General features: G+C 63.4%; 19 protein-coding genes. 9 read left to right on the forward strand and 10 right to left on the reverse strand.

What is annotated here, in order from left to right:
* Nucleotides 1–18: 18 nt before the first annotated feature.
* The 3 genes from EOA19_RS12125 to EOA19_RS12135 all read right to left on the reverse strand — a co-directional run bounded on the left by EOA19_RS12125 (nucleotide 19) and on the right by EOA19_RS12135 (nucleotide 2,780).
* Nucleotides 19–1,107, reverse strand: a complete 1,089-nt coding sequence (locus EOA19_RS12125; RefSeq protein ID WP_127266549.1) for a hypothetical protein — start codon at nucleotides 1,105–1,107, stop codon at nucleotides 19–21.
* A gap of 311 nt (nucleotides 1,108–1,418) precedes the next feature.
* Nucleotides 1,419–1,808, reverse strand: coding sequence for a cytochrome c family protein (locus EOA19_RS12130; protein WP_128303729.1), 390 nt, complete (start codon nucleotides 1,806–1,808; stop codon nucleotides 1,419–1,421).
* 114 nt (nucleotides 1,809–1,922) lie between these two features.
* Nucleotides 1,923–2,780 carry a LysR substrate-binding domain-containing protein gene (locus tag EOA19_RS12135; protein WP_128303730.1) on the reverse strand — a complete coding sequence of 286 codons (858 nt, stop codon included), beginning with the start codon at nucleotides 2,778–2,780 and terminating at the stop codon, nucleotides 1,923–1,925.
* 100 nt (nucleotides 2,781–2,880) lie between these two features.
* Between EOA19_RS12135 and EOA19_RS12140 the strand changes: the two genes are divergently transcribed.
* Entirely contained in the window at nucleotides 2,881–3,777 is an 897-nt protein-coding gene (locus EOA19_RS12140) for a DMT family transporter (RefSeq protein WP_128303731.1), read from the forward strand.
* Between the two features lie 70 nt (nucleotides 3,778–3,847).
* On the opposite strand, the gene EOA19_RS12145 is transcribed toward EOA19_RS12140, so the two are convergent.
* A complete protein-coding gene (locus tag EOA19_RS12145; protein WP_023809864.1) occupies nucleotides 3,848–4,459 on the reverse strand; it encodes a thymidine kinase in 612 nt (203 codons plus the stop codon).
* A gap of 258 nt (nucleotides 4,460–4,717) precedes the next feature.
* Here EOA19_RS12145 and EOA19_RS12150 point away from each other — a divergent pair, with 258 nt between their 5' ends.
* The 4 genes from EOA19_RS12150 (at nucleotide 4,718) to EOA19_RS12165 (ending at nucleotide 8,469) form a co-directional block, all read left to right on the forward strand.
* Nucleotides 4,718–5,653, forward strand: coding sequence for a choline ABC transporter substrate-binding protein (locus EOA19_RS12150; protein ID WP_023809863.1), 936 nt, complete (start codon nucleotides 4,718–4,720; stop codon nucleotides 5,651–5,653).
* Between the two features lie 123 nt (nucleotides 5,654–5,776).
* Nucleotides 5,777–6,631, forward strand: a complete 855-nt coding sequence (gene choW, locus EOA19_RS12155; RefSeq protein WP_128303732.1) for a choline ABC transporter permease subunit — start codon at nucleotides 5,777–5,779, stop codon at nucleotides 6,629–6,631.
* Nucleotides 6,628–7,809: a choline ABC transporter ATP-binding protein gene (gene choV / locus EOA19_RS12160; protein WP_128303733.1), complete on the forward strand. Its 1,182-nt coding sequence runs from the start codon at nucleotides 6,628–6,630 to the stop codon at nucleotides 7,807–7,809. Before choW ends, choV begins: the two co-directional genes overlap by 4 nt.
* Before the next feature lie 78 nt (nucleotides 7,810–7,887).
* On the forward strand, nucleotides 7,888–8,469 hold the full coding sequence (locus EOA19_RS12165; RefSeq protein WP_128303734.1) for a hypothetical protein: 582 nt from the start codon (nucleotides 7,888–7,890) through the stop codon (nucleotides 8,467–8,469).
* A 75-nt stretch (nucleotides 8,470–8,544) separates the two neighbouring features.
* Here the strand turns inward: EOA19_RS12165 and EOA19_RS12170 are convergent, their stop codons facing one another.
* Together EOA19_RS12170 and EOA19_RS12175 are read right to left on the reverse strand one after the other, a co-directional pair.
* Nucleotides 8,545–9,951, reverse strand: a complete 1,407-nt coding sequence (locus tag EOA19_RS12170; protein WP_128303735.1) for an ATP-binding protein — start codon at nucleotides 9,949–9,951, stop codon at nucleotides 8,545–8,547.
* Nucleotides 9,948–10,664 (reverse strand): response regulator transcription factor, encoded by a 717-nt coding sequence (locus EOA19_RS12175; protein ID WP_013529960.1) that lies wholly within the window; start codon nucleotides 10,662–10,664, stop codon nucleotides 9,948–9,950. Before EOA19_RS12175 ends, EOA19_RS12170 begins: the two co-directional genes overlap by 4 nt.
* Before the next feature lie 252 nt (nucleotides 10,665–10,916).
* On the opposite strand from EOA19_RS12175, the gene EOA19_RS12180 reads away from it, so the two are divergent.
* The 4 genes from EOA19_RS12180 to clpS all read left to right on the forward strand — a co-directional run bounded on the left by EOA19_RS12180 (nucleotide 10,917) and on the right by clpS (nucleotide 12,577).
* On the forward strand, nucleotides 10,917–11,219 hold the full coding sequence (locus EOA19_RS12180; protein ID WP_127266560.1) for a hypothetical protein: 303 nt from the start codon (nucleotides 10,917–10,919) through the stop codon (nucleotides 11,217–11,219).
* 39 nt (nucleotides 11,220–11,258) lie between these two features.
* Complete coding sequence (locus EOA19_RS12185) at nucleotides 11,259–11,492, forward strand: hypothetical protein (RefSeq protein WP_013529962.1); 234 nt, start codon at nucleotides 11,259–11,261, stop codon at nucleotides 11,490–11,492.
* A 173-nt stretch (nucleotides 11,493–11,665) separates the two neighbouring features.
* On the forward strand, nucleotides 11,666–12,031 hold the full coding sequence (locus tag EOA19_RS12190; protein WP_128303736.1) for a hypothetical protein: 366 nt from the start codon (nucleotides 11,666–11,668) through the stop codon (nucleotides 12,029–12,031).
* Nucleotides 12,032–12,271: 240 nt separating this feature from the next.
* The gene (gene clpS, locus EOA19_RS12195; protein ID WP_128303737.1) at nucleotides 12,272–12,577 is read left to right on the forward strand and encodes an ATP-dependent Clp protease adapter ClpS; all 306 of its coding nucleotides are present in this window, start codon (nucleotides 12,272–12,274) and stop codon (nucleotides 12,575–12,577) included.
* A gap of 2 nt (nucleotides 12,578–12,579) precedes the next feature.
* Here clpS and EOA19_RS12200 read toward each other — a convergent pair whose 3' ends face one another.
* The 4 genes from EOA19_RS12200 to EOA19_RS12215 form a co-directional block, all read right to left on the reverse strand.
* A complete protein-coding gene (locus EOA19_RS12200) occupies nucleotides 12,580–14,658 on the reverse strand; it encodes a hypothetical protein (protein WP_128303738.1) in 2,079 nt (692 codons plus the stop codon).
* Between the two features lie 63 nt (nucleotides 14,659–14,721).
* The gene (locus EOA19_RS12205) at nucleotides 14,722–17,544 is read right to left on the reverse strand and encodes a DUF4159 domain-containing protein (protein ID WP_128303739.1); all 2,823 of its coding nucleotides are present in this window, start codon (nucleotides 17,542–17,544) and stop codon (nucleotides 14,722–14,724) included.
* Nucleotides 17,541–18,506: a DUF58 domain-containing protein gene (locus EOA19_RS12210; RefSeq protein WP_128303740.1), complete on the reverse strand. Its 966-nt coding sequence runs from the start codon at nucleotides 18,504–18,506 to the stop codon at nucleotides 17,541–17,543. The genes EOA19_RS12205 and EOA19_RS12210 overlap by 4 nt, the downstream gene beginning before the upstream one ends.
* Nucleotides 18,506–19,510, reverse strand: a complete 1,005-nt coding sequence (locus tag EOA19_RS12215) for a MoxR family ATPase (protein ID WP_127271985.1) — start codon at nucleotides 19,508–19,510, stop codon at nucleotides 18,506–18,508. The genes EOA19_RS12210 and EOA19_RS12215 overlap by 1 nt, the downstream gene beginning before the upstream one ends.
* Nucleotides 19,511–19,527 lie beyond the last annotated feature (17 nt).

The raw sequence follows: 19,527 nt of genomic DNA on the forward strand, positions 1-19,527 counted from the left end.
CGGGCAGTCCTGTCACTCCTAAGACTGCACGTAGTTCGCCGAATTGTGCTTCTTCAGCACCTCGTCGAAGCGGCGGGCAAAGGCATCGTCGGCCAGCTTCTTGCGGCGCTGGATGTCAGCGGTAGCGACCATGTTCTTCTCGTGCATCTCAAGCAGGTCACCGATGTGCTTTTGCGAAGCAGCCCCGATGCCGGCCATGGTTTCCTCGGCGGTGTTGTCGACCTGGCTGCCCAGCGTGTTGATCTTGTGGGCGACGTCCTGCTGAGCTGCGGTCTTCAGCGAATCTTCCAGCGCCTTGTAGAGCACGATGCGCTGCTCGGTATCGATGGTCAGCTTGTTGATCAGCGTCGATTGCGCCGCGATCTGGTTGTTGAGCGAATCGACGAAGGTCTGGAACATCGAGGTGTAGCGCTCGAGCGTCTGGCTCTCGGCCAGCAGCTCCTGCTCCTTGGCCTGCTTTTCGTTGTATTCCGTCGCCAGCTTGGAGCGTTCGCCTTCGAGCTGCGTGCGATCCTTCTGGCTGGTCGAAGCGGCGATCTTGTTTTCGATGTCGAGCAGCATCGGGTTGAGCTCCTCGATGCGCTTCTGCACGGCTTCGAGGTTGGTCATGGTGGTCTTGCGGCGCTCGATCACCTGCGACAGGCTGGTTTCCGAGGTCTTGTAGCGTTGGTCGAGGACCTCTTTCTGCGCCTTCAATATGCCGACGATGGTGTCGGATTTGACCAGCAGTTCCTGCAGATTGCCGGCCAGCGACATGTTGCGGACGCGGTCGGTGCGCATGCGCTGCTTGCTCTGGCTGGAGAAGATGCCGATGAATTTTTCCCAGCCGGTGTAGTTCTTCATGCTCTCGAATTCGGCGCCGAAGACGTTGGTGGCGTCCTCCAGCCCGATGATCAGGTCGGCAATGTTGCCTTCCATCACCTTCTGCTGCTTCAGCACATCCTCGATGCGGGCGTTCTCGAGGTCGAAATTTGCGTCGCCGATCTTCTTGTCTGATGTGGCAAGCGTATCAAGCATGGTGCCGGATTGCTCGATCTTGGAGCGCATGTCCTGCACGACCTGCTTGGTCTTGGCAATTTCGGCGTCGAAATTCTGCAATGTCGCCATTGGGGCCTCCCGCTTCGGCATGACGTCGCTGGTCGCGAACAGCGGCGAATATATGTGGGGCATCAGGGGATTGAAAGACGTGAAGATAAGGGCGGCGTGAAAACAAAAAAATTCGTCAGGGTCTTGAAAGCCAGTGAAGGCGTGGGCTTGGCGTGATTAGCTTGCCGACCAGCCATAGTTCAGCTGTCATTGAACTTTCATGCTGCAAGGCGAAGGCGCACGGATGCCTTTGTATTGGGCAAACCACCGAAGCAATCGCGGCCGCGATATGCGAGGAGAAAGCCGGCTTTACAGAGCTGGCGAACAGCGGATCAGGGCTTGGGATCGGCCTTCAGGTAGGCAATGACATTGGCGATGTCGTCGTCCTTGGCCAGGCCGGCAAACGCCATCTTGTTGCCGGGCACTTTCAGCTTGGGTGCCTTGAGATACTCGGCGAGATTGCCTTCATCCCAGACCAGGCCGGCGGCGCCGGCACTCTTCATCGCCTCGGAATAGCGGCCAAGAAAACTCTCCGCACTTCCGGCGGTGCGACCAACGACGCCCAGCAGATGCGGACCGACCTTGTCGCGGTCGGTGGCTGCTTCATGGCAGGCCATGCACCGGTTGAAGGCCTTCTTGCCCAGGGCCGGGTCGCCGCCGGCATGGGCCACAAGCGAGCTGGCAAGGAGAAGGATGCTGGCGGACGAAGCGGCTCGAAACATGCTGCCCCCGGAGAGTTCTGGCTGGCGGCCTTATAGTACCGAGGCTTTAACAAACGCTGCATCGCGGAAACAAACGCTGCATCGCGGCGGGATTGCGGAAGACAGGCCCGCGAGTCAGGCCTGTTGTGCCAGATCGCGGCGCAGGAAATCATTCAGCCGCTCGACCGCCTGGGTCGTCGACAGCGGGTTGCGAAGGATGCCGATTTCGAGGTCCGGCAGCACCGGAAGCCCTTCATTGCCGCCGACGATGCGCAGCGACGGTGGTACGCTGCGCAGGGCGAGGCCAGCCACCGCGAGCCCGGCCTGGACGACGGCGATCAGGCCAAGCAGAGAGGCGCTTGAATAGGTACAGCGATAGGAGCGGTCGGCATCGCCAAGCGCCTGCAGGACATTCATCCTGGCGGCGCAGCCCGGTTCGAACAAGGCGACCGGAAGCGGATCGGTCTCCCAGGCGACATGGTTTGATGAGGCGACCCAGACGAAGCGTTCCAGCCGGATCACCTCAAGCGGCTGCTCCGGCAAGCGGGTGATGATCGCCAGATCCAGCCGCCCCTCCGCCAGCGTCTTCACCAGCGCGGTCGACTGTTCGCAGATCAACTCCACCGTCACCAGGGGATGCTCCGCCGCGAAGCGTGAGAGCACGGGCGGCAGGAGGAAGGCGGCATAATCGTCGGGCACCCCCAAGCGGACGCTGCCTGTTTCCTTGGGCCGGGTGACACTTGCCCAGGCTTCATCCGACAGTTTCAGCAACCGGCGCGCATAGATCAGGAAATCCTCGCCGATCGCATTGGGAGTGACGGTTCTGGGACCACGCACCAGAAGCTGGTTGCCGACCATCTCCTCCAGCCGCTGCATCTGCATGCTGACCGCCGACTGGCTGCGGCCGACCCTGGGTGCTGCATTGGAAAGGCTGCCGCTCTCGACGACGGCGACAAAGGTTTTCAGCAGATTGAGATCGAGTGGCGCGGCCATGGTGCTATCAGTATATCGAATAGGTCATCACAAATCTATTCGCTTGTTTGAAGGTGGCGCCAGTGACCAGATGGTTGCTGGGACGCTGGGAAACCACCACATGACGGACGCCTCGACAGCCCGCTTTCCGGCCGCGAGCCTTGCTCTGGCAATGGTGATCGCCGGTACGGTCGGCGCCTTCGCCACGGAATCGGGGCTGCATCCCGTCGCCGTCGTCTTCTGGCGATGTGTGTTCGGCGCGATATTCCTTTTCTTATGGTGCCTGTTGCGCGGCTATCTGCCGGATCGGACGCTGTCGCCCTCTCGGCTTGCCCTTGCAGCACTTGCCGGCGTGTGCATGGTGCTGAGCTGGACGGCCTTCTTCGCCGGCTTCGCCATGACATCGATCGCCACGACGACGATTATCTACCATATCCAGCCGTTCTTCGTGGTCCTGATCGGTGTCGTCTTCCTCAAGGAGCGCATCTCGCTCGACCAACTGCTGTGGATGCTCGGTGCGTTTCTCGGCGTCGTGCTGGCCAGCGGCCTCGTCTTCGCGCACGGCCACGACGATGCCAACTGGGCGCCGGGCATTGCGCTGACGCTGGGCGGCGCAATGCTCTACGCCGTTACAACGATCCTCGCCAAGGGCCTTGGTCAGCAGCGCGCCGAAATCACGGTACTCTGCCAAACACTGGTTGGGGTCGTCATGCTCGCCCCGTTCGCCGGCATCGGCCAACATATTGCGCCTGCGTCATGGGGCTGGCTGCTCGGCATCGGCGTGCTGCACACTGGCATCGCCTACGTGTTGATGAATTCGGCCTTTCCGCGCCTGACGACACCGGTGATCGGCGTCATCACCTTCATCTATCCCGTCGTCGCCATCATCGTCGACTGGGCGATCTATGGGCATCCGCTCGGACCGGCGCAGGCTGCCGGCATGGCGCTGATTGCAGTGGCGACGCTGGGTGTGCGGCTGGGTTGGCGGTTTCCGAAGTGGCGTGTCTCGACCGTATGAGCCCGGTGCAATTCCAAGAAAAGCACATAGCGCTCCCCCTGGGAATTGCTCCAAAAACCAAGAGACAGAGTCAGCCCTTGATAAAGCCGATGAAGTCGTCGGGCGCGGCGCGGCCCATTTCTTCTTCCCAATGACGGCGGCAGAGCGAGACATAGACGTCCTTGCCGATCGCCACCTGCTCGCCCAGGCGCGCCACTTTGCCATCAGGGCCGAGGCGCACGACCATCGTCGCCTTGCGGCCGCAGCGGCAGATTGTACGCACTTCGCGCAAATCGTCGGCGATGGCCAGCAGCGCGCGCGAGCCGGAAAACAGCTTGCCCTGGAAATCGGTGCGCAGGCCGTAGCACATGACCGGGATATTCAGCCGGTCGGCGATGCGGGCGAGCTGCCAGACCTGCTCCTCCTCGAGGAACTGCGCCTCGTCGACGAAGACGCAATGCACTGACGTATGCGCGTGATGATCGGCGACGCGGGTGAACAGATCGTCGCCATCGCGGAACATCTCGGCTTCCGTCTCCAGGCCGATGCGCGACGAGATCAGGCCGGTGTCGCCCTTGCGGTAGTGGCCGGCGACGAACAGCATCGTGCCCATGCCGCGCTCGCGATAATTGTAAGAGGCCTGCAAGAGCATCGTCGTCTTGCCGGCGTTCATAGTCGCGTAGTGGAAGTAAAGCTTGGCCATGCCGCTCTTTTAAGCCGACTTGCCCTGATACGGGGAGGGGCGGTCGCCCGCATTCCCCTGAAAAAGCCCGCCCGTCTTCGAAAAAACCGTCCGGCATGGCAAAAGCGCCTGATGTGTCGCTGATTGGCCAGCCCGCGCCGTTGATCGTGATTGTCTTAATGCTTGAAACCACACCAGAATGGTGTTTGGCTGACGAAACAAGGCGGGCATAGAAACCGTAGCTACGCTTCGCCAAAGAATCACAATGGGAGACTGTCTATGTCGCGTATGAACTCTTTCGTCGCCGGCCTCGGCCTGGCGGCTTTTTTGTCCACCAGCGCTGCCTTTGCCGGCGATCCGGCGAGCTGCAAGGCGGTGCGTCTTTCCGATGTCGGCTGGACCGACATCCAGGCGACGACCGGCGTCGCATCGGTACTGCTCACCGCGCTCGGCTACGAACCGCAGACGATCCAGCTGTCGGTGCCGGTGACCATGGCGTCGCTGAAGAACAAGGATCTTGATGTCTTCCTCGGCAACTGGATGCCGTCGATGACCAACGACATCAAGGACTACACCGCCGACGGTTCGGTCGAGACCATCAGCGAAAACCTCAGTGGCGCCGGCTACGGTATCGTCGTGCCGACCTATGTCGCGGACGCCGGCGTCAAGACGCTGACCGACCTCGGCAAGTTCAAGGACAAGTTCGACGGCAAGATCTACGGCATCGAGGCCGGCAATGATGGTAACCGCATCATCCTCGACATGATCAAGAACCCGAAGGACAATCTCGAAGGCTTCGAGCTGGTCGAATCCTCGGAGGCTGGCATGCTCACGCAGGCCGAGCAGTCGATCAAGAGCAATGAGTGGATCGCGTTCCTCGGTTGGACGCCGCATCCGGTGATGGGTGCCATGAAGATCACCTATCTCGATGGCATGGGCGACAGCGGCTTTGGCGCAGCCACCGTGCATACCAATGTGCGCAAGGGTTACACCACCGAGTGCCCGAATGCCGGCAAATTCATCGCCAACCTGAAGTTCAATCTCGACATGGAAGGCGAGATAATGGACGCGATCCTCAAGGGCGCCGATGCCAATACGGCTGCGACCGACTGGCTCAAGAAGCATCCGGACGCGGTTGCTCCATGGATTGCCGGCGTGACCACTTTCGATGGCGGCGACGCGGCTGCAGCCGTGAAGACTGCGCTCGGAAGCTGAGCAGGTCTTGCGTTCGGCGTGACCGATCAAGAAGGGCAGTCACTTTAGAAGGGGCTGCCCTTTTTCATATCCTGTGACAAGATGACCGTCCGGCAAGGACGGCGACTGTCAAAGAGGGGCAAGATGGATCCGATTTCAAAATTCTTTGTCAGTTACAAGATCCCCATAGGCGAATGGGGCAAAGCGTTCTTCACCTTCCTTACCGACAATTTCAACACCTTCTTCCGCGGTCTCTCCGGCGGTTTGAATTTCCTGCTCGACGGAGTGGTCGACACGCTGCTGCTGGTACCGCCGGTCCTTCTCATCGCGCTGATTGCACTGCTTGCCTATTATCTGCAGCGATCGAGAGGCTTGGCCATGGCTGTCTTTCTCGGATTGCTGTTCATCCTCAACCAGAACCTCTGGAAGCAGACGGTAGAGACGCTGGTGCTGGTGGTTGCCGCCGCCGCCGTCTCGATGGCCATCGGTGTGCCACTCGGTATCTGGGCGGCGCACAAGCCGAAGGTCTATCGCGTCATGCTGCCGGTGCTCGATTTGATGCAGACGCTGCCGACCTTCGTATACCTCATCCCGGTGCTGACGCTGTTCGGCCTCGGCAATGCGCCCGGCCTCATCGTCACCATCATCTTCGTCATCCCGACCGCGGTTCGTCTCACGCATCTCGGCGTCGTCTCGGTGCCGAAGTCGATCGTCGAGGCCGGCGAGGCGTTCGGCGCCACCAAGAGCCAGTTGCTGTGGAAGGTGGAGCTGCCCTCGGCGCTGCCCACCATCATGGCCGGTCTGACGCAGTGCATCATGCTGTCGCTGTCGATGGTGGTGTTTGCCGCACTGATCGGCGCGGGCGGCCTCGGCACCGAAATCAACCGGGCGCTGGGTTCGCGCAAGATCGACCTCGGGCTCGAGGCGGGCCTCGCCATCGTCGTTTTGGCCATCGTGCTCGACCGGATGACCCGCATCGCCGTTGGAGGCAAGAAATGACCGTCGCCGTCGATTTCCGGAACGTCGATATCGTCTTCGGCGCCGACCAGGCCGGATCGCTGAAAATGATCGACGCCGGAGCCAGCCGCGCCGAGATCCTCGAAAAGACCGGCAATGTACTGGGTTGCGCCGGCGCCAGCCTGACCGTGAACGAGGGCGAAATCTCCGTGCTGATGGGTCTCTCCGGTTCGGGCAAGTCGACATTGCTGCGGGCGGTCAACCGGCTCAACGTGGTGTCGCGCGGCCAGGTGCTGGTCAAGGATGGCGATAAAACCGTCGACGTCGTCACCTGCGACGAGGCGACCCTGCGGCGCCTGCGCCAGAAACAGGTGGCGATGGTGTTCCAGCAGTTCGGCCTTTTGCCCTGGCGCACGGTGGAGGAGAATGTCGGTCTCGGCCTCGAACTCGCCGGCGTACCGGAAGCCGAGCGCAAGGAGCGCGTGCAACGCCAGCTCAAGCTGGTCAATCTCGACCAGTGGTCGAAGAAATACGCGCATGAGCTGTCGGGCGGCATGCAGCAGCGCGTCGGCCTGGCGCGGGCCTTCGCCACCGAGGCGCCGATCCTGCTGATGGACGAGCCGTTCTCGGCGCTCGACCCGCTGATCCGCACCAAGCTGCAGGACGAATTGTTGCAGCTGCAGGCCGAATTGAAGAAGACCATCATCTTCGTCAGCCACGACCTCGAGGAGGCGCTGAAGATCGGTTCCCACATCACCATCATGGAGGGTGGGCGCATTGTGCAAACCGGCGCGCCGGAGGACATCGTGCTGCGGCCCGCCAACGACTATGTCCGCGACTTCATCGCCAATGTGAACCCGCTGTCGGTGCTGACCGCCTGGAACGTGATGCGCGACCGTCGCGATCTGGAGCACGGCAAGGATGGCTGGGTGTGGCTCGACCGCCGCAAGACGACGCGCTTCAAGATCGATGATCACGGGCTGGTGGCGGCGGCCGAACGCGATGGCAAACCGGCGGTCTGGGTGTCGTGCGCCGAAGTCGAAGGCCAATCCGAAGAAGCCGCGCAAGTGTTCTGGGCCAATCCGGGCACCTCGCTGAAAACCGTGATGCTGGCCATGCACCGTTCGCAGACCGCTCCCGTGGCGCTGTTCGACGACCAGTCGCGCTTCGTCGGCGCCATCGGCATCCGCGACGTGCTGAGCGCGGTGCTGCGGCGGTAACCTTCGCCGTCAATTCAGCCCATAGGGCGGTTTATTGTTTTCGAGGGAACAGCCGGGTCGCATAATTGAGGTTGAGGAATGCGAAACGCGACGGTGGCTGCACTCATATACGAGTTTCTATTCGACGTTTACCGGCTAATCGACGCCGAGCGAGAGCACAACGAGTGGCTGCCAGACGAACATAGTGTGGTGCGCGAAGCCTTCTTTCACAGTTACATCAGCTGCTGGGAGTGGAGTACCTCGGTGCTGGAGGAGGTCGGCGCCACCAAGACCCTCCAGCTGCCGCACATTAGGCAAGACCCGAACAGGCGCAGTCCGTACAGCTACCCTTTAATGACCTTGGACGACTGTCGCGTTGCAGACTTTTCAGAGTTCGAGACATTCGACAATTATTGCTATGCAATGTTCACCTTTTACCAATTGATCGGTCAAACTTCGCGTGAGAACGAGGTCAATCTGGCCGTTCGGTCTCCCCGGTTCTTGGAGGCAGTCGCATCCAAGGACGATGTCTTCATGATCGAGGACATTCATTGCGTTAAATTTAGACGAGATCGCTTCGAGGAAAAGGTGATGACGCGTTGGCGCGAGATGCAACTTCGCATATTTCGACGCAAGGACGGCGTACTGAAATACGCAACCAGCCCATCCACCGCTCGTTGACCTATGCTGGTTGAAGTTGAGAGCAGACCGACGAAGAACCGGCTAACGAAACTGCCCTGTCATATTGTGGCAGCCTTATGCCGCCAGCGGCAGGCGCAGTTGGGTCAGCAGGCCGCCGCCCGGGTTGTTGGACAGGCGGATCTCGCCACCGGCGGCGCGCGCGATGTTGCGGGCAATGGTCAGGCCGAGGCCCAGACCGCCGGTCTGGCGGTTGCGCGATTGTTCGAGGCGCACGAACGAGCCGAACACGGCATCGATCTGTGCCTGCGGTATGCCCGGCCCTTCATCGCGGATGGTGAGCAGGATCATGTTCTCCGACCGGCGCAGCGAAAGATGCGCCTTCTTGCCGTAGGTGACCGCGTTCTGCACCAGATTGGTGACGCAGCGCTTGAGCGCCACCGGCCGCGCCATGCAGATCAGCCCGCGCGAACGGGTCTCGTCGTCGAACGACACGTCGTCATAGCCGTCGGCGATCGATTCCACGAGCGACCAGAAATCGATGCGTTCGTTCTTTTCCTCGGTCACTTCGAAGGTGGCGAAGTCGATCACCGAGCTGGCGATGCCCTCGACATCGGCGAGGTCGTGCGCCAATGCCTCGCGGACCGCCGATTTGCGCAACAGCTCCAGGCGCAGGCGCATCCTGGTCATCGGCGTGCGCAGATCATGCGCCAGTGCCGCCGCCAGATGTTCGCGGTCTTCGACATATTCGCGCAACCTTGCCTGCATGGCGTTGATCGCCTTGGCGGCGGCTCGCACTTCGCGGCTGCCGCTCTCAGCGATCGGTGGGCTCTTCAGATCCTTGCCGATCCGGTTCACGGCGGTTTCCATCATCCGGTAGGGCGCCGTCAGTCGGCGCAGCGACCAGATCGACATGATCACCACCAGCCCTGCGATCAGCGAATAGAGCGGCAGGCTGTCGAAGCTCAGGATCGGGCCGACCGGCGTGATCGGCTCGGTGAAGTTCAGCCATTGGCCGTCGGCGAAGCGCAGCGAGGCCGTCAGCTTGTCGCTCTGGGCGAAGTCGGCGGCCAATACCAGAAGGTCGCGCTCGACCTGGCCGATGTCGGGTCCCGGGGCCGTGCCGTCCGCGTCATCGGCCTCGCGCGTCGCCGGATCGCGGCGTACGCGTGCATCGGTGATGCCGAATTTCGACAGCCTGCCGACGAGGATGTCTTCGAGTTCGGCCAGTTCGTCGTCACCGGCGATCGACGAAGTGACCGCCGGCGTGTCCGAAACGGTGAGCGCATAGGTTGAATTGAACAGGCCGCTCGCCGTCGCCTTGCGCTCGTCCGGACTGGCGTCATGCATGAGCTGCACCAGCGAGAAGGCACGGTCGTTGAGCCGGTAGAGGTCGACGACGTCGTTGGCGGCGGCGCGGTCGCGCGATACGATGTAAAGGGTCGCGACCTGGCTGATCAGCAGGCCGGCAATGACGATCAGCAGCACCCAGACAGGCAAGGTCTGCGGCAGGAAACGTCTCATTCGGAGGTCGTCTCGGGCAGGAACTGGTAGCCGCCGCTGCGCACGGTCAGGATCAGCTTGGGCGTTTTGGGGTCGTCTTCCATCTTGCGCCGCAACCGGCTGACCAGGATGTCGATGCTGCGGTCGAAGGAATAGTCGCTGTCGCCGCCGGACAGTTCGATGAGCTGGTCGCGGGTCAGCACGCGCTGCGCGCTCTTGACGAAGGTCTGCAGCAGGTTGAATTCCGCCATGGTCAGCTCGACCCTGACATCGTCGGGTGCGATCAGCCGTCGCCGAGCACAATCCATCGTCCAGCCGGCGAAGCGGTAGATCTGCTTGGTGGTGGCGCGCTTAGGCTCGGCGGCGCCATTGCGCCTGAGCACGGCGCGGATACGCGCCAAAAGTTCGCGCGGGTCGAAAGGTTTGGGCACATAGTCGTCGGCGCCCATTTCCAGGCCGACGACGCGGTCGGTCGTCTCGGTGACGGCGGTCAGCATGATGATCGGCGTCGAGTACTGGGCGCGCAGGTCGCGGCACAGCTCCAGCCCGCTCTTGCCGGGCAGCATCACGTCAAGGACGATGAGGTCCACCTGGACGCGCCGCAGGATGGTCTCCATCTCAATGCCGTCGGCGGCAACCGAGGTGTGCAGGCCCCGCTTCTGGAAGAATTCCTGCAGCAGGTCGCGGATGCCCTTGTCGTCGTCGACGATCAGTATGTGTGCGTCGGATTTCACAGCAGCCCTGTCATTGTTGCCAAGCCCTTCTGTCTTTGATTGCCAAGCCCTTCTGTCACAACCCACACGATAGAATTCAGGCCATATGTTGGCCAGTGGCTATGATGGGTTCACACCGGCTTTCTCAGACACAATCCAGAAACAAAATTCTACAGTTCAGAAAAACTCCTGAAAAATTTCAAGGGCATAACTGGTCTCGTGGCGGTCAGGTCATCGGCTGCGACGCTAGTCTCCGGGTTTACGGATAAACCGATGCCAAGGTTGTCGATCAGTTTGTTGGGTGCGTTGCTGGGCTTCTGCCTGGTCACTGCCGCTGTCGGACAATCGGACGCAAAGGTGACGCTCACAACCCGGAGCGAACGGTGCGCCAATCTCAGCCACCAATTTGATGAAGCCCTCGAAACCCACGCCACGGCAACGCAGGTCACCGCGGCAAAGGCACTTCAGAGAAAGGGCAACCGGTACTGCGCCGCCAAGAAACAGGCGCAGGGCATCCGGATGCTCGCCAATGCTTTGAAGCTGCTTGGAGTGACGCCGAACGACCCGGTTCAGTAACACTCAGAAACTTGACCCGCATAAAAAGGAAACGAAGCCATGAAAAAGTCCATCCTCTCCGCCACCGGTCTCGCCGTCGCTCTGGCTTTCGCGATGCCGGCTCTCGGCAACGCCGCCGCCACCACGACCGCTGCTCCGGCTGCTTCGACGACCACAGCTCCGGCGACTGCCGCTCCGGCCAAGGCTGCTCCGAAGAAGGTCGTCAAGAAGACCGTCAAGAAGCACAAGAAGGCTGCCGAGAAGGCCGTCAAGAAGGACGCCCCGAAGACGTAATCAGGTCCGGCATAAAATGCCGGCTGTTGGCCAAGGACGCTCCAGCTGGTTTCGGCTGGAGCGGCCTTCTTCCTGTCCGAGCCACCGAAGCCCTGACGAAGTCTGGCACCGGCAGCTTCCGCCTCGACTGACACTTTACCCGTTTGCAACGCCGGCCGTGTAGGACAATCCGCATGAAGAAGCGGCTTTCGTCCATTTTGCGCTCGATGGTGATCGGCGGCCTGGTTGCCACCGGCGTCGCCAGGGTGCTGATCCTGTTCACCGCCAGCCCGGTGCCCGATCCGGCCACCGGACGCACCGAGCCTTCGCTGTTCGCGCCGGCGATTTCCACCAACTGGGACTACATCACGCCGGCACAGACCTGGCTGCTGATCGTGCTGACAGGCGCGACGCTGATCTGCGTCGCCGCATGGCCGATCACGGTCTGGCTGGAACGCCGGGCGGATGCGGGTGGAAACCGCTTTCACCCCGATATGCGGCCCGCCACGACCGCGCGGCAGATTCCCAGCCGCCGCATGTTCGGCCGTCAGGACCGTTGAACGGCAACCGACACTTTCCCACATGATTGTGAATGGCCGCGTCGGCGGACACTGGTTTTCGCGCGTCGACCAAAATGGACGACCGCTTTCGCTGGTGCCAGAATGGCGGCAGGGTTGCTACGCCAGAGCAATTCACCGTTTCGTGGAAACGGCGAACCGTTCTGATCCTTTGTCTTGACGCAATTCCGGGCGGAAAACCGTTTTACACTTTTCCTGGAATTGCTCTAACGGTCGGTTCCGATGCCTGAAATCACCACAAAACCGCGCGTCCAGGTCAAGCCGCAGGTCGAACGGCCAAAGCTCTACAAGGTCATCCTCATCAATGACGATTTCACGCCGCGCGAATTCGTCGTGACGGTGCTGAAGGGTGAGTTCAAACTCAGCGAAGACCAGGCGCATCGGGTGATGATCACCGCGCATCGTCGCGGCGTCTGCGTCGTCGCCGTGTTCACCAAGGAGGTCGCCGAGACCAAGGCGACGCGCGCCACCGATGCCGGCAAGGCCAAGGGCTATCCGCTGATGTTCACGACGGAGCCGGAGGAGTAGCCCTACCGTCCCTCGCGGTACCACATCGAACCCATTGCCAGAAGCAGCAGGCCGAGGCCGAGGAAGCCGCCGAACAGCGGCACGCGCGAGACGGCCTTGAGCACGCTGTCGTCCGTGGTGCGCAGTCCGATCCAGTCGTTGCCGGACGCAGCACCAGCCGAGCGCACAGGCACGATGGAAGGCAGCGTCACGTCGCTGCCAAGGGCTGTGGACGACGCCAGCCGGCGCACGCTGCCGCCGGTGGCTTCAGCCGGCGCTTTCAGCCGGTTTTCGGTGGAAATGACGTCGGCGAATTCCGGGGCGTTGACCGGCCCGACATGGGCGAGCGCGGTGAGGTCGCCATTGGCGACCTGATAGAGGCCGATCTCGCTGGTCTCGACGCTGCCTAGGAAAACGCCGGGCTCGGATTTCTCGAGCTTGACGGTCAAGGTCTTGCCGGACGGGGTGATGATCTGCGCGGGGCCGGGATCGTCGGCCATCGTCTGGCGGCGGATTTCCAGCACCATGCCGCGGCCGTCGGCGGTCAGCCGCTCTTCCTCGAGCTCAGGCTCCTTCATCAGCCAGTGGGCGATGCGCCGGTAGAGCTGGACATGCGGGCCGCCGCCCTCGAAGCCGCGCGCCCACAGCCAGCCCTGATCGGACAGCAGCATGCCGACGCGGCCTTCGCCCTTGCGGTCGAGCAACAGCAGCGGCCGGTTGTCGGCGCCCTTCATCACCACTGCGCCTTCGGGATTCTGCACGCCGATGGTGCGGAACCAGCGGCTCCAGTGCGGCGGCTCGGTGGCAGAGCCATCCAGCCCACGCGTCACCGGGTGGCGCTGGCCGAGTTCGGTGAGGCGCGGATAGAAGGCCTTGTCGACCACCTCGCCGGTCGGCATCGCCGGCAGGGCGGACATCAGCGGCGTGCGCGCGATCGAGCTTTCGCCGGCATATTCGGGGCCGGCCGCGATCAGCAGCGCGCCGCCCTTTTCGACATATTCGGAGATGTAGTCGTAATAGAGGATCGGCAGCACGTCGCGGTGCTGGTAGCGGTCGAAAATGATGAGGTCGAAATCCTTGATCTTCTCGACGAACAGTTCGCGGGTCGGGAAGGCGATCAGCGATAATTCGTTGATCGGCGTGCCGTCCTGCTTTTCCGGCGGCCGCAGGATGGTGAAATGGACGAGATCGACCGAGGCGTCGGATTTCAGCAGGTTGCGCCAGGTGCGTTCGCCGGCATGCGGCTCGCCGGAGACGAGCAGCACGCGCAAGTTCTCGCGAATGCCGTCGATGAGCGCGATGGCGCGGTTGTTGGTGTCGGTCAGTTCGCCCGGTTCGCGATCGATGGCGAGTTCGACGATGTTGCGGCCGGCGCCCGGAATGGTGACCTGCAACGGCATCGCCTGGCCGACAGTGGCGTGCTCGACCGCGACCTGTTCGCCATTGACCGAAACGCGCACATCGACCGGGCCGGTCTCGTTTTCGGTCGAGATGACGCGGTAGGTCATGTCGAGCGGCTTGCCGACAAGGCCGAAGCGCGGCGCGTTCTCGAAACGTATGCGGCGATCCTTCTCGTGGTCGTTGCCGGTTATCAGCGCATGCAGCGGGGCGTTGAAATCGGGCGCACCGGGGGGCGCGTCATGGACCTCGCCATCGGTGATCATGATGGCGCCGCCGATGCGTGACGGCGGCACGTCGCGGAAGGCGCCTTCAAGCGCGCCGAACAGCCGTGTCTCGGTGCGCTCCTCGGCGGCCTCGGATTTGCCGGCCTCGACGACGCGCACGTCGAACTGCTTGAAGCGGCCAAGCCGCTGCTGCAGCCCGGCCAACGCCTCGTCGGTCTGCTTGGTGCGGTCGCCGATATCCTGGCTCTGGCTGCGGTCGACGACGAGGGCGACAACGCTTTTCAGTGGCTCACGCTCCTCGTTGAGGAACACCGGGTTGAACAAAGCGGCGGCGAGCGCCAGAAGGGCGATGAAGCGGAAGACCGAACCGCGCTGGCGAAACCACAGGCCGACCAGCGCAAGCAGCGCCAGCGGCACCAGCGCCAAGGCCAGCAGTGGCCAGGAGATCAGCGGTTCGAAGGAGATCGACCAGTTCATTCCTTACCCTCCCCTTTTTGGGGAGGGTTTATCCGCGACCGGAGGGCACCAAACAAACTCATTCTACTGCCCCAGCCGTTCGAGCAGTATGGGCACGTGCACCTGGTCGGATTTGTAGTTGCCGGTTAGCATGTACATCATGATGTTGACGCCGGCGCGCAGCGCGTAGATGCGCTGCATCGGGTCTGCCGGCACGGTTGGCAGCAGCGCATCGCCGTTCTGGTCGACCGCCCAGGCGCCAGCGAAATCATTGGCGGTGATCATGATCGGCGAGACGCCATCGCCGGTACGCACCGGCCGGTTCTCGGCGTTGCTGGCGTCGAGCGAGGCCTCGACCCAGAGCGGGCTGCCGGCGAAGCGGCCGGGGAATTCGGGCAGGATGAAGAAGGATTTGGTCAGCACGTGGTCGGACGGTACCGGTTCTAGCGGCGGCACGTTGAGGTTGCCGAGGATGTCGCGCAGCCGCTCCGTCGCCGGGCTGGTCGAATCGGCGCCGATGCCGTTGGCGAATTGGTCGCGGGTGTCGAACAGCACCGTGCCGCCTTGCTGCATATAGGCGTCGACGCGGGCGATCGCTGCCTGGCTGGGCATCGGTGCGGCCGGATCGATCGGCCAGTAGATCAGCGGGTAGAACGACAACTCGTCCCTCGAAATGTCGACGCCGGCCGGCTCGCCCGGTTCCAGCGCCGTCTTCTCGACCAGGAATCGCGTCAGCCCCTCGAGCCCGGCGCGGCTGATCGAATCGTCGCCCGGCACGCCGGTCAGCACATAGGCGATGCGGGTCTTCGAAATCGCCTCGATGGCAATTTCGTCACCCGGCTTGGCGTCGTCGGCGCGGGCAAGGTCGGCATGACCGAACAAGGCACCGAGCGCAATCAGGACGGCGGCGGTGGTTGTCACGGCACCGGCGCGGCGCGGCCGGCGTGAAAACAGGCCGCCCATCCAGAACACCGCCAGCGTATCAAGCAGCATCAGCACCAGGGCGGCCGCGACCAGCGTGCCTTTCAAATTGCGCGATTCGTCAAAGGCATACTGGATCGAGGTGACCGGAACAGTGATTTGCGGGCGCGCCAGGGGCGCCAACTTGCTGTCGGCTTCCAGCAGATTATGGGCAAATACACCCGTCTCGGAACCATAGAGACCGGGCGGGTTTTCAAAAGTCACCGGCAGCGCGCCAGCGCCCGGTACAAGCGGCCGTGCATCCGGCGTCGGCGGCACCAGCGAGCCGTCGGCTGCAATCATGCGATAGGGCGCCAGCGACGCCGCGGCCGCTTCGGCATTGGCGATGGCCGCGCCCTGGTTGCGCGACAGCTGCACGATGCGGCGCAGCATCTCGACGAAGCTGCCAGAGATCGGCAGGTTCGACCAGGTTGCCTCGGGGGTGACGTGGAACAGCACCAGCGTGCCCTTGCCTTTCTTCAGTCCGGTGACCAGCGGCGTGCCGTCGGCAAGGGCCGCCCAGGTGCGCTCGACGATATCGGATGTCGGCTCGGCCAGCACCTGCCTGCTGACGGTGACCTCGGTCGGCGGCGCCAGATCGGCGAACGGGCCGGCCTTGGGGAATTCGGTGACCGGCTGCGGCGACGTCCATGACAGCGCGCCGCCGAGCGACCGCTCGCCGGTGCGAAGGCGGACGGGCAGCAAATCGTCGTCATCGCCCGCGGTGGCCAGCCGCGAACCGGCGAAACGCACCAGCGTGCCGCCATTGTCGACCCAATCGACAAGTCTCTGCCGGACCTGTCCGGGAATGGTGCCGATATCGGCCATAACGATCATCGCGGGCTTCTGGTCGAGGATTTGCGGGATGGCGTCGGCAAGATCGGCGCTGGAGGGTTCGACCAGATCGGCGAAGGGCTGCAGCGCCCGCCTGATGTAGTAGAGCGGCGACAAAAGCGGCTGTGCCTGGTCGGCTTCGGCCTGCGACAGCAGTCCGACGCGGCGGCGCTTGGAGCTTTCGTCGAGGACGCGGACCGCGCCGGCCTGCCGCTCGCCGTCGAGCGCGATCGAAGCGAAGTCGTTGCGCAGCTCGAACGGCACCGCCATGGTGCCGGTGGCGGTGGTTTCGCCAGGCGAAAAGGTCAGCGTCGCATCGGCGATGCGGCGGCCCTTGTCGTCGAAGGCGCCGGCGGTGACCTGCGCCGGGGCAGGGTCGCCCGGCGCGCGAATGGCGGTCAGTGCAAAGCCGTCGACCTGGTTGTCAGCGGCGGTCAGGCCGGTCAGCGACAGCCTGTCCGCGGTTGCCCAGACGACACGTGCGGCATTTTTCGACAAAAGCGTGTTGAAGGCGGCTTCATCGCCTTTTGCCGCCAGGCCGTCGGCAAGCACGGCGACGCTGGCCCCGGGCAAGGTCTCCAGCACGCCGGCGACGCGGGCATAGATGGCGGGCCGGTCGGTCGGGATCGGCCGCGGCTTGGCGGCGCGCAGCCGGTCAAGCGCGGTGGCGGCATCGAACGGGCCGACCTCGGCATTGGCCTTTTCGGCGGTGAAGGCGATGACGACCGGCACGCCGTTGGCGCCGGCATCGTTGATCAGCCGCTCGGCGGTGGCGACGCGTTTGCCCCAGTCGGCGGCACTTGCCCAGTCATTGTCGATGACCAGGGCAAGGGCGGCTCCCTCGGCCGGCAGCTTTTCGCGCGGGTTAAAGACCGGGTCGGCCAATGCCGCGACGATGAGGGCCGCCATCAAGAGCCTGAGCAGCGTCAGCCACCACGGGCTCTGCTGCGGCGTCTCCTCGCGCTTCAGCACGCGCGCCAGGATCTTCAGCGGCGGGAAGATTTCGGTCTGCGGCTTGGGCGGCGTCAGCCTGAGCAGCCACCAGATCACCGGCAGTGCCAGCAGGCCCCACAGCACCATGGGGGCGCCAAAGGAAAGCGGCAGCCAACTCATGCGACAGCCTTTCCTGGCCGATCGCCACCGGCGATCGTGCCGGCACGACCGCCGGCGGTCGGCCTGGCCGAGGGGCCATCAGCGGTCATCGCCATGTGCAGCCGCACCAGCGCGTCGGAGGCGAGCCGATCGGTGTGGTTGACGGTAAAGCTCCAGCCAAGCCGTTTGCACCAGCCCGTCAGTTCATGGCGGCGGGCGGCGTAGAGCAGGCGATATTCATCACCCAGCATTTCGGCGCGGCCGGCGGTCAGCTTGTCGCCGGTCTCGGGATCGGTGAACTCGGTGCGGCCGGCATAAGGGAAGGTCTCCTCGGCCGGGTCCGCGACCTCGATCAGGTGGGCACGTACGCCGTGGCGGGCCAGCACGTCGAGCCAGGCCATCGTCTCCTCGACGGGATCGAGGAAATCGCTGACGATGACGATGTCGCAGAAGCGCCTGATGTCGGACAGGTCGGGTTTTGCCGGCAAATCGCCGGCATGCATCAACTGGGCGGCGATGCGTTCGGCGCCGTTGCGGGCGGTGAACGGGTCGGTGAGGCCCGGCCAGGCGATGCGCTCACCGCTGCGCGACAACAGCTCGGCCATGGCCAGCGCCAGCACCAGCGCGCGCGATTGCTTGGAAACGCTGGCGCCGGTCGATTTGTAGAGCATCGACGGCGAGGGGTCGGCCCACAGCCAGACCGTATGGGCGGCTTCCCATTCGCGGTCGCGCACATAGGTGTGGTCGTCGCGGGCCGAGCGGCGCCAGTCGATGCGCGAGGAATCTCCCTCGACATAGGGCCGGAACTGCCAGAAATTCTCGCCGATGCCGCGCTTGCGGCGGCCATGCCAGCCGGCGATCACGGTGTTGACGATGCGGCGCGCCTCGACCAGCAGGTCTGGCACAAGCGAGGCTCGCAACCGGCCACGGGCGAGCGCGTCGCGCGTCGCTGCCGGAGCCTGGACCTCGCCGATGCGCGGCATCAAATTCCTTTCACGAGTTTCGCCACCACGTCACGCACGCCGGTGCCTTCGGCGCGGGCGGCGAAGGTCAGCGCCATGCGATGCTGCAGCACCGGCTCGGCCAGCGCACGCACGTCGTCGACCGAGGGCGCCAGCCGTCCGTCGTAAAGCGCGCGCGCCCTTGTGCACAGCATCAGCGCCTGGCTGGCGCGCGGGCCGGGACCCCAGGCGACGTTCTTGTCGGTCTCGGCATTGCCTTGGCCGGGACGCGCCGAGCGCACCAGCGTCAGGATCGCCTCAACGACGCTTTCAGGCACCGGCATGCGGCGGATCAGCGTCTGGATCTCCTTCAGCCGCACCGGCTGCAGCACGTTCTGCGCTTTCGCGTCCTCGATGCCGGTGGTTTCCAGAAGGATGCGGCGCTCTGCCTCGATCTCGGGATAGAGGATATCGACCTGCATCAGGAAGCGGTCAAGCTGGGCCTCGGGCAGCGGATAGGTGCCTTCCTGCTCCAGCGGGTTTTGGGTTGCCAGCACGTGGAAGGGCGCCGGCAGGTCATGGCGGGCGCCGGCAATGGTGACGTGGTATTCCTGCATGGCCTGCAGCAGCGCCGACTGGGTACGCGGCGACGCGCGGTTGATCTCGTCGGCCATCAGCAACTGGGCGAAGATCGGCCCGGAGATGAAGCGGAAGGAGCGTTTGCCGGTTTCGTCCTGCTCCATCACTTCGGAGCCGAGGATATCGGACGGCATCAGGTCCGGCGTGAACTGGATGCGACGCGAATCGAGGCCGAGCACGATGCCAAGTGTTTCGACCAGCTTGGTCTTGGCGAGGCCCGGCACGCCGACCAAAAGCGCATGGCCACCGGCCAGCAGAGCCACCAGAGTACGCTCGACGACGCTTTCCTGTCCGAAGATGACCCGGCCGACCCCGTCACGAATCCGGGAGATGTCGGCAAGCGCCTTTTCGGCCTCGGCGATCATGTCCTTTTCGCTGATCGGGCTTTCCTTGACCATCACGCTCATGCCGCATCGATCCTTGT

The sequence above is a fragment of the Mesorhizobium sp. M7A.F.Ca.US.010.02.1.1 genome (genome assembly GCF_004023085.1).
Taxonomy (GTDB): Bacteria; Pseudomonadota; Alphaproteobacteria; order Rhizobiales; family Rhizobiaceae; genus Mesorhizobium.

Excerpts from the sequence above, each read along its gene's own strand:
- EOA19_RS12130 (WP_128303729.1), bottom strand. The coding sequence starts at position 1,808 with ATGTTTCGAGCCGCTTCGTCCGCCAGCATCCTTCTCCTTGCCAGCTCG.
- EOA19_RS12145 (WP_023809864.1), bottom strand. The coding sequence starts at position 4,459 with ATGGCCAAGCTTTACTTCCACTACGCGACTATGAACGCCGGCAAGACG.
- EOA19_RS12210 (WP_128303740.1), bottom strand. The coding sequence starts at position 18,506 with ATGCCGCGCATCGGCGAGGTCCAGGCTCCGGCAGCGACGCGCGACGCG.
- EOA19_RS12170 (WP_128303735.1), bottom strand. The coding sequence starts at position 9,951 with ATGAGACGTTTCCTGCCGCAGACCTTGCCTGTCTGGGTGCTGCTGATC.
- EOA19_RS12200 (WP_128303738.1), bottom strand. The coding sequence starts at position 14,658 with ATGAACTGGTCGATCTCCTTCGAACCGCTGATCTCCTGGCCACTGCTG.
- EOA19_RS12140 (WP_128303731.1), top strand. The coding sequence starts at position 2,881 with ATGACGGACGCCTCGACAGCCCGCTTTCCGGCCGCGAGCCTTGCTCTG.
- choW (WP_128303732.1), top strand. The coding sequence starts at position 5,777 with ATGGATCCGATTTCAAAATTCTTTGTCAGTTACAAGATCCCCATAGGC.
- EOA19_RS12190 (WP_128303736.1), top strand. The coding sequence starts at position 11,666 with ATGAAGAAGCGGCTTTCGTCCATTTTGCGCTCGATGGTGATCGGCGGC.
- EOA19_RS12125 (WP_127266549.1), bottom strand. The coding sequence starts at position 1,107 with ATGGCGACATTGCAGAATTTCGACGCCGAAATTGCCAAGACCAAGCAG.
- EOA19_RS12180 (WP_127266560.1), top strand. The coding sequence starts at position 10,917 with ATGCCAAGGTTGTCGATCAGTTTGTTGGGTGCGTTGCTGGGCTTCTGC.
- EOA19_RS12150 (WP_023809863.1), top strand. The coding sequence starts at position 4,718 with ATGTCGCGTATGAACTCTTTCGTCGCCGGCCTCGGCCTGGCGGCTTTT.
- clpS (WP_128303737.1), top strand. The coding sequence starts at position 12,272 with ATGCCTGAAATCACCACAAAACCGCGCGTCCAGGTCAAGCCGCAGGTC.
- choV (WP_128303733.1), top strand. The coding sequence starts at position 6,628 with ATGACCGTCGCCGTCGATTTCCGGAACGTCGATATCGTCTTCGGCGCC.
- EOA19_RS12165 (WP_128303734.1), top strand. The coding sequence starts at position 7,888 with ATGCGAAACGCGACGGTGGCTGCACTCATATACGAGTTTCTATTCGAC.
- EOA19_RS12185 (WP_013529962.1), top strand. The coding sequence starts at position 11,259 with ATGAAAAAGTCCATCCTCTCCGCCACCGGTCTCGCCGTCGCTCTGGCT.
- EOA19_RS12215 (WP_127271985.1), bottom strand. The coding sequence starts at position 19,510 with ATGAGCGTGATGGTCAAGGAAAGCCCGATCAGCGAAAAGGACATGATC.
- EOA19_RS12205 (WP_128303739.1), bottom strand. The coding sequence starts at position 17,544 with ATGAGTTGGCTGCCGCTTTCCTTTGGCGCCCCCATGGTGCTGTGGGGC.
- EOA19_RS12135 (WP_128303730.1), bottom strand. The coding sequence starts at position 2,780 with ATGGCCGCGCCACTCGATCTCAATCTGCTGAAAACCTTTGTCGCCGTC.